We start from the raw sequence: 13793 nt of genomic DNA, 5'->3' as shown, positions 1-13793 counted from the left end.
AGCTGTCTCAGCTTGTGCGCAATAAGGATCAAACGCTGTGATGGCGACGGCTGTAGGAATGCACTTCATCCACCAGAATGCCCACGGCTTCCGGATCGGTAAAACGCGAGATGCCATGACCGAAGTTGAACACGTGGCCGCCCTGGCCCACGGGACCGAAGTCATCGATCACACGGCGGGCTTCCCGGCGAATGGCCTCTTCACCCCCGAACATGGTCATGGGGTCCAGATTGCCTTGCAGGGCCAGTTTGTCGCCGATACGAGCACGGGCTCGGGACAGATTCACTGTCCAGTCTACGCCCATGGCATCCGCACCACAGCCCGCGATATCTTCCAGCCACATGCCACCGCCCTTGGTAAAGACAATGACGGGAACGCGCTGGCCATCGTGCTCGCGAATCAGGCCATCGACCACCTTGCGGGTATAGGCCAGGGTAAACTCCTGGAACAGGGAATCGGACAGCACGCCGCCCCAGCTGTCGAACAGCATCACAGCCTGTGCACCGGCGCGTATCTGATTGTTTAGATATTCGCAGGTGGTTTGGGCGTTGATTTCCAGCATGCGGTGCATCAGGTCCGGACGCTGATACATCATGCTTTTTACCAGGCGGTAGTCATCCGAGCCCTGGCCTTCAACCATGTAGCAGGCGATTGTCCAGGGACTGCCGGCAAAACCGATCAGCGGCACCTTGCCGTCCAGCTCCTTGCGGATCAGTGAGACCGCGTCAAACACGTATTGCAGCTTGCCCATGTCGGGCGCTTCCAGTGCCATGACGTCGGCCTCGTTGCGCACGGGACGCGCAAAGCGTGGGCCTTCACCGGCGACGAAATCCAGACCCAGGCCCATGGCGTGTGGCACGGTCAGGATGTCCGAAAACAGAATGGCGGCATCCAGATCGAAACGGCGCAAGGGCTGCAAGGTGACTTCGCACGCAAATTCGGGATTCTGAGCCAGTTGCATGAAGGAGCCAGCCTGGGCACGGGTGGCATTGTATTCAGGCAAATAACGCCCGGCCTGACGCATCAGCCAGATGGGGGTGTAGGGCACAGGTTCGCGCAACAGCGAGCGCAGGAAAACATCGTTTTTTAATTGAGGTAAAGACACGGCAATCCCTATTGAAAAATGCCTGTTAATTTTAACCATCGTGTTCGTCGTCTGGGCTTGACGCGGATCGAAAGCGTGCTGCATCGATATGGTGCTTGCGCATCAGTGCCCAGAAAGCACGCCGGTGCTTTTGCGCGGAGCGGGCTGCCATGGCGATATTACCGCGATGGCGATCAAGGGCGGCATGGATGTAAGCCTGCTCGAAGCGGGCCACTATCCGTCCCTTGGCAACTTTGAAAGACTCCTGGCTGCAGGCATAGCGCGAGGCTACCGCAGCGGCATAGGCTTCCAGCGTCGTCCCCTCCTGTTGCAAGATCGTTTGCGACAGGCGCTGCTCCGTTGGGCCGGGGTGCAGGACCAGATCCTGGTTTTCCTGCACCCTATAGTGTATCCGACCGGACAGTCCCGGTTCATTCAAAGCATGGGATGAGGACTGCAAACGCTGGCGATGGATGCGGGCACGTAGATCGTCCAGGCATAAAGGCTCGCGCACATAGTCGGCCAGGCCCAGCTCCAGCAGGTCTGTCAAGGCGGCAGCCTTGATGGTGGCACGCACCAGGCCAAAGACCGGCACCGGCAGGTGCCCTCGGGCCGCAGACAAGGCGCGGCGCACGTGGATCAGGGTGGCCGCTTCGATCGGTATCAGACAGGCGTCAAATCGCAACAGCAAGGCGGCTGAGCGGCGTAAAAACAGGTAGTCCTGATCGGGGCAGGTGGCCGGCGGGGCCTGCAACAGGTGCAATTGCAAACGCTCGCAAGGGGGAATGATGGCCTGCAAATTGCGGGCCCAGTCAGGATGGGTGTGCAACAAAGCGCAATCGAGGTGTAGACGCATAAAACTGTCCTTGAGAAGCTGGGCGTACCCCACGGGTCGCCTCAAGATCGTGAGCTTCTAGAATAGGAATCCGACCCGTTTGCGATAAGTCGGACTTGCGCCTACGTAGCTATACTTAATCCCCGCACAGACGGCTGCGACGCCACTCACTGGGGGACACGCCGTAGCGGCGGCGAAACGCGTGGCTGAACACCGCCGCGTCGGAAAAACCCATCTGCCAGGCCAGCTCACTGATCTGCCGACCCGGCTTGCCATCGAGCAGCAATTGACAGGCGCGCTCCAGGCGGGCAGCCATGATGTAATCAGCGGGCGCCTGCCCGCACAATTCAAACAGCTTGTAGAGATAACGCCGCGAAATGCGGAACTGCAGCGCCAGAGACTGCGCATTCAATCCCGCATCCCCCAGATGGTCCTGCACATACTGTTGAATTTGCAGCAACTGGCCACGCCGCACCTCGTCCAGGGCGGACTCGCTGGGCACCGGGCGTCCGTCGGCCAGGCTCAGCGCCATCATGCGAATCACGGTCTGAGACAGTTCGCTCAAGGCCGAGGGTGACAAATGCCCGCGCTCTTGCAAACCCAGCCGCAGCATGTCCATGGCAATCCGGGCGGGGCCTGTGGTGGCGGAAAAGGAACGGGCCACCGCATCGCTCAGCCAGGGTAGCCAAGGCAGCAGGCGCTCCTCCTCAAACTGCAGGACCAGAAAATGGGATTGATCCTGCACGGCGACTTCATAGGGGCGGGTGGTGTCATAAATGCCCCACTGCCCGGCATGCAATATAGCGCTGCGATCATCCTGTTCAATCTGGCTGCTGCCGCTGATCTGCAAGGTGACCTTGTAAAGAGCCTGCTCGGAACGGCTTGCCAGGGCCTGAGTGCGCCGCACACGCTGCGCACTGGTACATAGCTCCATGACATCGACCGAACCCATGCGATCGCTTGCCGCACGGTTGGAAAAGCCCCGACGCGAGTCGGGCTGTACCTCCAGGGGCACAAAGTACGCGCACACCACTTCCTGCCAAGCGGCAAGGCTCTTGAAAGAGGCAGAGGGAGTGCGCAATAACATGGACATTGCCTGGGGGGGCCCTTGCGGCCAACGCTAATGATCGGGATGAGGGCATGACATGCCCCCTTTTCTTATAGCCCTAAAAAATCCAAGCGTCTACGGACGTTAACCCGCTGTTTCAGCGTTCCATGGAACCGTACAGGTAAGGAGCAGGCTCCAGACCCATGCGGTTCATTTTGGCGGTCAACGCTGTACGCGCCTTGAGCACATCGTCAAAGCGTTGCGCTCGTGAAGCCCCCACCTCGGCAGAGGTAAAAGGCCGGTATTCGGGCGTGATGTCTTCCGGGCTGAACTTGGCCACGATCCAGTTCAGCACACGCGCCAAGTCGGCATTGTCCAATTGCGACTGCGACGCGCCGGGCACCCGTATCATGTATTCCCGCCCCGCCGGCAAACGCGTGAACAGGCCGATAGAGCGGTTGAAATCCGGAATCCCACGATGCGTCAAGCCTTGACCGTCATAGCGATGGCAGCCCGCGCATTGCAGCATATAGTCTTTAAAAGCTTGGGAGCTTTGCAAGTAATCGCCCGTTCCGGCCATCTCTTCCTGGGCCTGAGCCCAAGGCGTGAACGCCAGGAGTACGGCGCCCAAACAGGCCAGGCGCAACGATGTCCACACAGTGATGCCTCCTTCGTGGAGCGGACGCCTTCCAGGCCGCCGCTCACCATGCTCAAGCCCAAGAACGAGCCCACACCCGGCAAAGAAGCGACCCAAAGATCCCTTCTTGCAGAGCGTGGGCACGCTGGCGGCTTGTTTTAGTTTTTCGCCAAACCCACCAACACCGATGTCGTGCAATGGAACGTACTGTTCTCGTTTGCCATGCACCAGTTGACATCGTTATGCAGGAAGAACTCGTAACCGGGGCGCTCGCGGGTCTGCGTGTTGCACTGGCAGCGCCCGCAGGCGGTCTTGCCGCAGCAGTCGTGGTAGCTGATCAGATAGTCCTTGCCATCATGCGGGTTGTGGCAGGTGCCAATCCACGAAATGGGCGAAGGCGTTGATCCTGGCGGGCAGGTGGTGGTTGTGCCACCGCAGCACGAACACAGGAACCCGTCCACCGCGCAGTGACGCCAGTAGTCGCAGGAGTTCACCTCGTCTTCATTGGCCAGATCGGGATTCAAACTGAGGTGATCCGCAGCACTGCTGTTGCTACCGCCGCCCGCAGCGCGGGCCACAGGCAGGACCGGCAGCACAAAGGCCGAACCGACCATTAACTTGCCCACCGAGCGCAGCACGCTGCGACGCGAAGTCTTGTGGGCCACAGAACGGGAGAGACTCTCCCCAAATTTATCCAGCCAACGCATTGACGTTCTCCTTTCGTGATACCTGCACTTGCTTCATGCCCGAGTCGCCGGCCAAGTATTCTTGCGCCGAGGCCACGCCCAGGTCTTTGGCGGTAAACAGGCTTTCGAGCTGTTCACGCGAATTGACCAGTCCCTTGCCGCGCACCACACCCTGCTCGTCGATCAGAACCGCATAGGGCAGCTTGCTGATCTGAAAACCCATGCCCAACTGGGTGGACAGAACGTAGGGGAAGGCATCCAGTTGCGCTTTCTGGTAGAACGCCAGGTGCTCGGGCATCTCACCATCACTGGCCAGCACAATATCGACCCACTGGCCTTCCGAACCCTGAATGGACTTCAGAATCGGCAGGAGCTTCTTGCATACCGGGCAGGTGGGGGACATGAAGAAAATCAGTTGGCTGCGCGGGCCGGCCACCCCGACCGAGACTGCTCGACCACGCAGGTCCTGCAGCTCCATCACCGGGGCAGCATCACCCACTTGCGGCCCCTTGTCCATGGTCAGCGCCCCCATGGGAGCGACCCGTTCGTACAACACGCCGATCTGGCGCGACAGGGCAAGCACCACCAGCACCAGGGCCAGTACGATTACCCACAAAATGACATTGGAAATCAGTAAAGCGGTCATTGAGGTCTCCTAGGAATTCTGCATTTTCTGAAATTTCAGATGGGATTCGATCAGTTGGTTGGCCGCGTAATACAGCCCCAACAAGGCCAAGGTGGTACCAAAGAACGTCAAGCCGTCCACCCAGACCAGCTCACGGGCACCATCACTCGCCCAATCACCACTGACCAGCGCCAGCGCAGCCAGCACGGCATTGCGCGCCACCAGCCACCAGGACAGGCCGCCGGAAGACTCACCCAGGCCCGAGCAGCCGCAATCCACATCGCGACGGCCACGCAGCAGGTTCAGCACAATCCCGCTGGTGGCGACCAGCAACACGCATAGAGCCAGCACCGCCCCCAGCGAACGACTGGCCGGCCACAACAGCAAGGGCGTACTCAGGGCTTCGGCGGCCACAAACAACACACTGAACGGACGCACCAGGGCTTCGGGCAACAGGCGGTAGGCGCCCACGGCAGCCTCAAACAAGCTGAAGTGGCGCAGTTTGTCCAGGGCGCCCAGCCCCATCAGCACAGCCAGACACGCCAGGCTGGCATAGGTCAGGACGGGGTCCATATCAAGCCCCTCCCACCGGGTGGAACTGAACCTGCAAAGAGGCTTCTGCCGCGCCTTCAATGGTGCGCAAGAGCTTGGGTTCAGCTTGGCTGATGTCGTAGACATTCACATTGCCACCGTCCAGCGTCAGCATCAGATCGCGTTGCTGATCGATGGTCATGGACAAGGCATCCCGACCAGGAATACGGGCGATCCGCTTTTTGGTCTTGGTGTCCAGAACCCAGATCTCGGCGGCAGGGAACTTATGGGTGCCCTCTTTGCCATCGGGGTGCATGAACACGTACATACGGCCGCTGGCACGGTGCAGGCCCACCAGGTTGTAGCCGCCAGGCACCCAGTTGCCCGCCTTGTCCTCGTCGTCCAGCATGGACCAGGGGCCCCCTACCTTGACCTCATCTCCACTGAAATCGGCGCTGTAGAGATTGCCGTAATAGGAGACGAAATAGGCTTTGTCCTTATCCAGGGCCGGGGCGATGAAGACTGGATCATCCTTCACGGAGAACATGGGCTTGCTGCGCGACTGGCTGGCCACCTTGCCGTTCTCGTCCAGATTGATGGTCAGCAAGCCGCCATCGCCGCAAATGGTCATGAAACTGCGTGGCCGGTTAGGCTGGGGGATCACGCTCCAGCACCCGGCAGCGGCAGTCACGTCCTCCACATAATCGCCTTTGGCCACATCGACAATACCAATCGAGGTCGCTGGCGAGGCATTTTGCAGCACGATGAACTTGCCATCCGTGGTCTGACGGAACAGGCCATCGTAGTTCAGGCCCTGCACGCGCTTGGGCGGCAAAGCGATCTCTTTTTCAAAGGTCAGCTTGTCGGCATCCCAGACCTCCACCACGTCCGAGCGCTTACCGCGGGTAATACGCTCGTGGTAGGTCGTCATGGTGTAGATTTTCTTGCCATCATTGGACAACTGCACATGACCGTTAAAGGCCGTTGGCACCATGCCCAGGAATTTGCCCGTGGTGTAGTCATAAACATGGACACGGCTTTCGGTCAGGTGCATGAACACCGAGTCCATGACATAGATACGATTTTCCTGCGGGGCAGACACACTGTGCCCGCCTGTCAGAACCTCGCGCGGCTTGTCCTGGGCTTGTGCGCCACCGCCCAGCGCCAGCAAGCCCAGCAAAGCGGCGGCAGTCGATACTTTAAATTTAGACTTCATTGGATGTCTCTCCTCATGGGCGTCCACGCTGTCAGAACGCATAGGCATAACGGAATTGCAGGCCGCGCATACGCGGGCCATTTTCGACTTTCAAATCATGGATGTATTGCAGTTGCACCTGATGGGCATCCGTCAACTGATGGGTGATCTCGGCTGCAAGTTGATGGTTGCGCGCCCGCGTGACGGTGGTTTGCCCATTGACCCGCTCGCGACCGCCCGTTTCGTAGCGGTAGCGCAAACCCACATACGTTTTCTCAGTCAAGTTGGTGGACACCAACGCCATCAAGCGGATTGCCGTGTCTTTTTTCAGGGTCTGGCCGTAGTAGTTCTTGTTATTGCCAAAGAATTCAAACTCCGCCACGCCCTCCACAAACGAGGATTCCCCGAAACCTTTGACGATTGCAAAATCCTGTACGGTGCTCCAGCGGTTCTTGCCGGCAGACACATCGGCCTGTGAGCCGTGGTAGCGACCCGTCGGTGCGGTAATGAAGGGCTCCCAGGCAAACCAGAATCGATTGTCGGGATCATTGTGCAGCCAGACCGCGGCACCGGCGGTCACATCGCCAATACCAGTCAGGCGGTCACGCGGTGCTCCGGGCACATCCAGGGTGGTGCGCAAGCCAGGCACAATCAGCTCATACTGCACCGTTTTACCGGCCAGTTCGCGATAGTGCATCTGGCGGTAAACCATGCCTTGCACACTCAGTTTGGGGCTGTCTGCCAGACGGGCGCCCTGATCGTAAAACCCGTGAGATTTCAGCCCCATCATGTAAACGGCCAGAACATTGGTCCCTACCGGAGCAGGAATCCAGTCCCGTGCGCTGGGGTCCCCGGCAAAGGCGGCCCCGACACTGACGCCGCCCAAGGCCAAGGCCAGAGCGGTACGCTGCACGATTGCAATCATTATTGTTGTCTCCTCAAGAAGGCGCGAACGGTATCGTTATTGTGTTCGCGCCCGTGTACTGAATCCGCTCAAGGCCTTGTCATGCCGACCTCCAGGCCTTGCTCGGCTTTTCGCTAGGCGGCCGGGTAGGCCATGCAGACCGATTTGGTCTCCAGGTAAGCCTCTACGGCCGCACGCCCGTGCTCCCGACCCAGGCCCGATTGCTTGTAGCCCCCAAAGGGCATGCTGGGGTCCAGCATGTTATGCGTGTTGACCCACACGGTTCCGGCCTTGATGCCCGCAGTCAAACGCTGAACGCGGGCCAGATCCTGGCTCCAGACGCTGGCGCCCAGGCCAAAGTCCGTATCGTTGGCCAGTGCCAATGCCTGCGCCTCCGAATCAAACGCCGTGGCGACCACCACCGGCCCAAAAATCTCTTCACGCATGATGCGGGCATCGGGGGCCACATCGGCAAACACCGTGGGGCGTACAAAATAGCCTTGCTCAGGACGCGCGCCCTCGCCCGCCAACATGCGTCCCCCTTGCTGACGACCCACGTCGATGTAGTTCTGCACGCGCTGCTGATGGCGCGCCGAGATCAGCGGCGCAATCTGGGTGGACTGCTCAAAACCCGAACCCAGCGTCATGGAGGACGCCAGATCGGCTACGCCCTGCACCACGCGCTCATAAATGCCTTTTTGTACAAACAGACGCGAACCGGCGGTACACACCTGCCCCTGGTTAAAGAAAATGGCATTGGCCGCCCCTTGAATGGCCATGTCCACATCACAATCGTCCATGATGACCACAGGTGACTTGCCGCCCAGCTCCAAAGACATGCGCTTCATGTCATTGACGGCCTGATGGCCGATCAACTTGCCCACCTCCGTGGAACCAGTAAAGGAAATCTTGTTCACGTCGGGGTGTGCTGTCAGTGCCGCGCCCGTGCTCTCGCCACGACCCGTGATGACGTTGATCACCCCAGCGGGAAAACCGGCCTCCAGAGCCAGTTCGGCCAGACGGATGGCCGTGAGCGGGGTTTCCTCAGCGGGCTTGAGAACCACGGTGCAGCCAGCGGCCATGGCCGGGGCGATTTTCCACACTGCCATCAAGAGCGGGAAGTTCCAGGGCACAATCGCCCCCACCACCCCTACCGGCTCCTGACGGGTATACGCGTGGTAATTGATACCGGGTGGAAAAGCGATGGAAGGCGACAGTAGCTCACCACTGATCTTGGTGGCCCAGCCGGCCATGTAACGCAGCCATTGTGCGCTGGCACCCACTTCCAGACCGTAGGAGAAGAACAGCAGCTTGCCATTGTTCAAGGTTTCCAGACGAGCCAGTTCGTCGGCATGAGCTTCGACCAGATCAGCCAGACGCAGCAACAGGCGCTCACGCTGGGCAGGCAGCATCTTGCTCCATTCACCCTGCTCCAAAGCCTGGCGGGCGGCCCGCACGGCCCTGTCTACGCCTTGAACACCAGCCTCGGGCTGATGCGCAATCACGTGTCCCGTGGCGGGATCGTAGACGGGTATCGTGGGTCCTTGAGATTCAGTGACGGGTTTGCCGTCAATAATCATGTGTTCGCGAATCGCGTTACGCTCGGCTTGTACGTCCTGCCCCATAGTCTGTCTCCACACGGAATAGTTGATTCTTCACGAATCCAGTATAGGGACGAGGCCAAGCCCAGACTTGTGATTCTGTGCACGAGGGCTTGTTGATTTGGGTACGGAGTGCACCCCGACCTGCGTTAGAACAAATCGAGCTGGGCGGGCAGGCTGGCTTGAATGTCGCCCACGCCGCTCACATGGACGCGGCGTTCGAAGTGCAGCAAGCTGGCTTTGCGATGCAAGCCGGAACTAAAGCCGGTCAACATGCCATTGGCTCCCTGCACGCGGTGGCAGGGCACGATGATGCTGATGGGATTGAGGCCACAGGCCTGACCGACCGCGCGCACGGCCTTGGGGCGGCCCAGATGATCGGCCATCTGACCATAGGTCCAGGTCTGGCCGTAGGGGATGGTCAGCAAAGCCTGCCAGACCTGTTGCTGGAACTCGGTGCCTTGCAGGCGAAAGGGCAGATCAAACTGCTGCCGACGACCGGCGAAATAATCATCCAGTTGTGCCTGTACCGGCAAGGCCAGCTCCGGTGCAGGCACCAGACCGGCCCGTTGCTCGGCGGTCAGGCCATGCACGGTCTCTTGCTCGAAGTCCAGACGCAGCAAAGCACCTTGAGCATCGACCAACAGACGCATCGTCCCTAAAGGCGTGTCAAAGCAGGCCGTACGCAGCCCGACATAGGCAAACATGGCAATTCCGGTCCAAAGGCAGAATGCTTGATCATACTGCGCGACTCGAGCCTCTTCAAAAACGCGGACAACACCCAGGCAGCTTGGGCTTTAGCGTCAAAGAGAATCGACAAATGACAAATGACAAATGACAAACTCCAGATTACGCACGACAGTTTGTTGAGCGGGATACTCCAAGCAAGGCGCATGCTCCCACAAAGCGTCAGGCACTCAATAGTTAGGAGTTGGCTTGTACTTTTGTGTCTGCCCACACCCACCGCTAACGGATGGGAGTGACGATCAACACGCAAACCTCGACACCCTCAAGCCCCTAACGCCGCTACATAAGCCGAAAGAACCACCTACGGCCAGGCCCTAGAAGCAGGCAGGGCTTGTATTAATAGTCATTGTGAGCCGGTCTGGCCCGGGGGGCCGTCCTCCGGGCGATTCAGGCTTCTTGCCGCAGGCAGGCTGGCTATTCGGGGTTCAAGCGTCCTGTTGTTTGAGCGCAATGCTTGTGCCTTGTCCGGGGGACAAGGCACTTTCGCGAGTTCAGGACGCGCTCGAATAGCTCGCCTGACCAGGGTACCGGTGCGTAGCACCGACAAGGAGCCAAGCCCGGAGGACGGCCCTCCGGCCCAGACCGGCGTTTTCACGAGACACTCTCTAAACATGCAGCCACTTTTGCGCTCCTTGTTTCCTTATCTCACCAGCCTCCTGCTTCGGACGCAGCTCCGCTCTACCAGGGCCCAAAACGAAGAAGAAGAAGAAGAAGAAGAAGAAGAAGAAGAAGTGACGCAAGCAAAAAATAAAAAACGGATAAACAGCGAGGGGATTCTCGATGTTTATCCGGCAATGACAACAAGTGCAGCAAGGTTTAAACGGTTTGCACACCCGTGACGGTCAAGTCCAGGCCCACACGGCGTACCACAGCCTCGAACTCGTCACGGCTGAGGTGATCCAGCGCCGTGGCTGGATCGCGGGTGGCGTCGCAGGCGATGATGCCACGGCGCATGTAGGAATATTTGCGCAGCGCCAGTGCCACTAGCGGTTGAAACTCGTAACGGATCAGCGAGCAATAACGGTCGAACACACGCGCGGCCTCTTGCTGCTCGCCTTGCCGATACAGCGCATAGACTTTGAGCAGGATTTCCGGAAAGGAGAAACCTGTCACGACACCATCGGCACCCCGCTGCAATTCCTCCAGAAAATGCATGCCGCCCAAGCCACTCAAAATGGGCAAGGTATCCCCTGACAAACCCCGCACGGCGGTGATTTTCTGGCCGACAGGGGGATCTTCGGAGTTCAGAATGGATACTCCCGCCTCCTCTTTCAGCCGCACCGCCAAAGCCGGGCTGATACGGGCTGCAAACAATTCCGGAAAGTCGTGAATGACGACGGGAATACGAATGGCCTGCACGATCTGGCGATAAAAAGACACCTGCATCTCGTCGTCCGCCCCGGCCAGGGGTGCGACAAAGATGGCATCTGCTCCCAGGTCCTCGGCACTGCGAGCCTGCTCCACCGCGGCTGCCGTTCCCATGGCCCGCACCCCCACCCAGACCGGCACTGCGCCACGCACGCCGGCCACCACCGTTTCAATAACACGCCGACGCTCGAACGTGCTGAGCTTATGCAACTCGCCCATCACCCCCAGAATCGCCAGTCCGTGTATACCGGCCTCCAGCTGAAAATTCACCAGACTGACCAGGCTTTGCAAATCCAGCTCGCCACCCGGTTTGAAAGGGGTCGGGCAAATGGAAAAGACACCTTTATTTTTCATAATGACACTCAGGCTCAACGTGGAATGACAAACGGCTTTTGCATACGCGAAATCATGCGTACCAAAGGCCAGAGAAGAATGAAGTAAATCAGCGCGGCCGCGACCAGCGGTGTCTGGCTGTAGGTCTCACCCTGCATGATCTGGGCCGAGCGCAACAGCTCGGGCAAGGCCACGGCCGAGGCAATCGAGGTCTGTTTGATAGCTTCCAGCGTATTGCTGGCCAGATCAGGGATCACATTCCGCACACCTTGCGGCACTACCACATAGGCCATGGCCTGGCGGGCATTCAGTCCCGTCGAGCGAGCCGCCTCATTTTGCCCCGGTGACACCGACTCCAGGCCCGCCCGGAAAATCTCTGCAAAATAGCCACTACTGTTCAGAACCAGGGCCAGCACCGTGGCAGAGAACTCATTCAGAGGCAGGCCCAGGAACGGCAGGCCGTAATAAATGAAGATCAGCAGCACCAAAGGCGGAAAGGCCCGGAAAAAGTCCACGTACAGCAAAATCAGCCGATTCAGCCAGCGATGCTGCTGATAGTGCACAGCGGCAATCACCAGACCCAGCAAGGCAGCCAGCGGCACGATAATGACCGAGAGCTTGACGGTCAGCCACAAGCCCTGCAGCAACAAGGGCCAGCTGGCGGCGAGAATCGTCGGATTGAGGAAGGTATCGATCAATTCCATCGCGCATCCCTCCTACGATTTGATCGCATAGCGCCGTTCCAGCACCCGCGTGAGATACACGAAGGGGAAGAAAATCAGGCAGAACAAAAAGGCCCCGGCCGTAAAGGCGGTGGGGTTGGCAATGGTGGACTGAATGTTGCTGGAGACGTTAAGCAATTCAGGCACAGCGATGACCGAGCCCAGCGTGGTGCCTTTGGTAATCCCGATGGCACGATTGGTCAGTGGGGGAATCGCCAGCCGCACGGCCTGCGGCAAGATGATGGCAAACAGCGTCTGGCTGAAACCAATGCCTGTCGAGCGCCCCGCTTCCCATTGCCCGGTCGGCACCGCTGCAATACCGGACCAAAAGATCTCTTCCGCAAAGGCGGACAGCACCAGACTCAAGGCCAGCACCGTGGCTGGCATAGGATCGATCACAATCCCCACAGACGGCAAAGCAAAAAAGACCAACACAATAATGACCAGTTGTGGAATCGCACGGAATACGTCCACATACAGCGTCATCAGGATATTGACTGGACGCCAGCCATAACAGCGCAGCACCGCCAGTGCCAGACCCAGGGCCGTGCCCAGAACCACGGTCATGACGGCCATTTGCAGCGTCACCCAAAAGCCCTGCAATATCTCAGGCAGGTAGGGGCTGATCAGCGTCCAGTTAAAGAAGTAATAAAGAATCTGCTCCATGGCGGGCCTCAGTGCATGCGGCTCAGAAAATCCTGAATGCGCTTGTGACGCGGCTGGCCCAAAATGTCCTCGGGACTGCCTTGATCCAGAATCACACCCTGGTCCATGAATACAATGCGGTCCCCCACCTCGCGGGCAAACTGCATTTCGTGGGTCACAATCACCATGGTCATGCCTGCATCACGGGTACGTTTCATCACGTTCAGCACTTCCCCCACCAGTTCAGGGTCCAGGCCCGAAGTAGGTTCATCAAACAGCATGACTTTGGGCTCCAGCGCCAGCGCACGGGCAATGCCCACACGTTGCTGCTGACCGCCGGACAACTGGCTGGGATAGTGCTCCATGCGCTGGGCCAGACCGACCTGCTCCAGGTGATGACGGGCCAGTTCCTCGGCCTGTGGCTTGGGTACTTTTTTCACCTTGCGCAACGCCAGCATCACATTGCCCAGCGCCGTCATATGCGGGTACAGATGGATGCCCTGAAACACCATGCCTATGTTTTGGCGCACCTGATTCAGATCGGTGCGAGGGCAGGTCACTTCATTGCCTGCCACCATAATCGTGCCGCTGGTGGGGGTCTCCAGACGGTTGATGCAACGCAGGCAGGTACTTTTTCCCGAGCCCGACCCGCCAATCATCACAAGAACTTCGCCGGTGTTGACGCTCAGGTCTATGCCTTTAAGAATTTCGGCCTGCCCAAAGGATTTGCGCAAGCCCTGGATGCGGACAATCTCACTCATGGTCGCTCCTTGACCGCCTGCCATCCGGGCAGGCGGGAACCGGCCCAGCAGGGCCGTATAGCTGGAAAATC

The 13793-nt window shown here is 59.0% G+C and carries 16 protein-coding genes; 1 reads left to right on the top strand and 15 read right to left on the bottom strand.

What is annotated here, in order from left to right:
- Positions 1–28: 28 nt before the first annotated feature.
- The 11 genes from hemE to ACOZ42_RS01625 all read right to left on the bottom strand — a co-directional run bounded on the left by hemE (position 29) and on the right by ACOZ42_RS01625 (position 9853).
- Positions 29–1105 carry a uroporphyrinogen decarboxylase gene (hemE, locus tag ACOZ42_RS01675; protein WP_426345469.1) on the bottom strand — a complete coding sequence of 359 codons (1077 nt, stop codon included), beginning with the start codon at positions 1103–1105 and terminating at the stop codon, positions 29–31.
- A gap of 31 nt (positions 1106–1136) precedes the next feature.
- Positions 1137–1940, bottom strand: a complete 804-nt coding sequence (locus ACOZ42_RS01670) for a hypothetical protein (protein ID WP_003804338.1) — start codon at positions 1938–1940, stop codon at positions 1137–1139.
- A 115-nt stretch (positions 1941–2055) separates the two neighbouring features.
- Positions 2056–3006, bottom strand: coding sequence for a helix-turn-helix domain-containing protein (locus ACOZ42_RS01665; RefSeq protein WP_003804340.1), 951 nt, complete (start codon positions 3004–3006; stop codon positions 2056–2058).
- A 118-nt stretch (positions 3007–3124) separates the two neighbouring features.
- Positions 3125–3625 (bottom strand): hypothetical protein, encoded by a 501-nt coding sequence (locus ACOZ42_RS01660; RefSeq protein ID WP_003804341.1) that lies wholly within the window; start codon positions 3623–3625, stop codon positions 3125–3127.
- Positions 3626–3762: 137 nt separating this feature from the next.
- On the bottom strand, positions 3763–4311 hold the full coding sequence (locus tag ACOZ42_RS01655; RefSeq protein ID WP_003804342.1) for a methylamine dehydrogenase light chain: 549 nt from the start codon (positions 4309–4311) through the stop codon (positions 3763–3765).
- Entirely contained in the window at positions 4295–4936 is a 642-nt protein-coding gene (gene mauD / locus ACOZ42_RS01650) for a methylamine dehydrogenase accessory protein MauD (RefSeq protein ID WP_003804344.1), read from the bottom strand. The genes ACOZ42_RS01655 and mauD overlap by 17 nt, the downstream gene beginning before the upstream one ends.
- A 9-nt stretch (positions 4937–4945) precedes the next feature.
- Entirely contained in the window at positions 4946–5488 is a 543-nt protein-coding gene (locus ACOZ42_RS01645) for a MauE/DoxX family redox-associated membrane protein (RefSeq protein ID WP_003804345.1), read from the bottom strand.
- 1 nt (position 5489) lies between these two features.
- Entirely contained in the window at positions 5490–6662 is a 1173-nt protein-coding gene (locus ACOZ42_RS01640; protein ID WP_426345468.1) for an amine dehydrogenase large subunit, read from the bottom strand.
- A 31-nt stretch (positions 6663–6693) separates the two neighbouring features.
- Complete coding sequence (locus ACOZ42_RS01635; protein ID WP_301606473.1) at positions 6694–7566, bottom strand: transporter; 873 nt, start codon at positions 7564–7566, stop codon at positions 6694–6696.
- Between the two features lie 113 nt (positions 7567–7679).
- Positions 7680–9170 (bottom strand): aldehyde dehydrogenase family protein, encoded by a 1491-nt coding sequence (locus ACOZ42_RS01630; RefSeq protein ID WP_003804351.1) that lies wholly within the window; start codon positions 9168–9170, stop codon positions 7680–7682.
- Between the two features lie 125 nt (positions 9171–9295).
- Positions 9296–9853, bottom strand: coding sequence for a methylated-DNA--[protein]-cysteine S-methyltransferase (locus ACOZ42_RS01625; RefSeq protein ID WP_003804353.1), 558 nt, complete (start codon positions 9851–9853; stop codon positions 9296–9298).
- Between the two features lie 651 nt (positions 9854–10504).
- On the opposite strand from ACOZ42_RS01625, the gene ACOZ42_RS01620 reads away from it, so the two are divergent.
- Entirely contained in the window at positions 10505–10732 is a 228-nt protein-coding gene (locus ACOZ42_RS01620; protein ID WP_426345467.1) for a hypothetical protein, read from the top strand.
- On the opposite strand, the gene ACOZ42_RS01615 is transcribed toward ACOZ42_RS01620, so the two are convergent.
- From ACOZ42_RS01615 to ACOZ42_RS01600, 4 genes are read right to left on the bottom strand one after another with little or no spacing between them, the layout of a single operon-like run.
- Positions 10710–11615, bottom strand: a complete 906-nt coding sequence (locus tag ACOZ42_RS01615; RefSeq protein WP_426345466.1) for a dihydrodipicolinate synthase family protein — start codon at positions 11613–11615, stop codon at positions 10710–10712. The two genes, ACOZ42_RS01620 and ACOZ42_RS01615, sit on opposite strands and share 23 nt — an antisense overlap.
- A gap of 14 nt (positions 11616–11629) precedes the next feature.
- Positions 11630–12298: an amino acid ABC transporter permease gene (locus ACOZ42_RS01610; RefSeq protein ID WP_003804356.1), complete on the bottom strand. Its 669-nt coding sequence runs from the start codon at positions 12296–12298 to the stop codon at positions 11630–11632.
- 12 nt (positions 12299–12310) lie between these two features.
- Positions 12311–12982 carry an amino acid ABC transporter permease gene (locus tag ACOZ42_RS01605; protein WP_426345465.1) on the bottom strand — a complete coding sequence of 224 codons (672 nt, stop codon included), beginning with the start codon at positions 12980–12982 and terminating at the stop codon, positions 12311–12313.
- Between the two features lie 8 nt (positions 12983–12990).
- Positions 12991–13722 carry an amino acid ABC transporter ATP-binding protein gene (locus ACOZ42_RS01600; RefSeq protein ID WP_003804360.1) on the bottom strand — a complete coding sequence of 244 codons (732 nt, stop codon included), beginning with the start codon at positions 13720–13722 and terminating at the stop codon, positions 12991–12993.
- Positions 13723–13793: the final 71 nt, after the last annotated feature.

It is taken from the genome of Alcaligenes sp. HNGD-HTN06 (assembly GCF_049932565.1).
GTDB lineage: Bacteria > Pseudomonadota > Gammaproteobacteria > Burkholderiales > Burkholderiaceae_B > Alcaligenes > Alcaligenes ammonioxydans.
The sequence above is the reverse complement of the archived record's forward strand: the minus strand, read 5'-3'. Positions and strand labels throughout refer to the sequence as shown.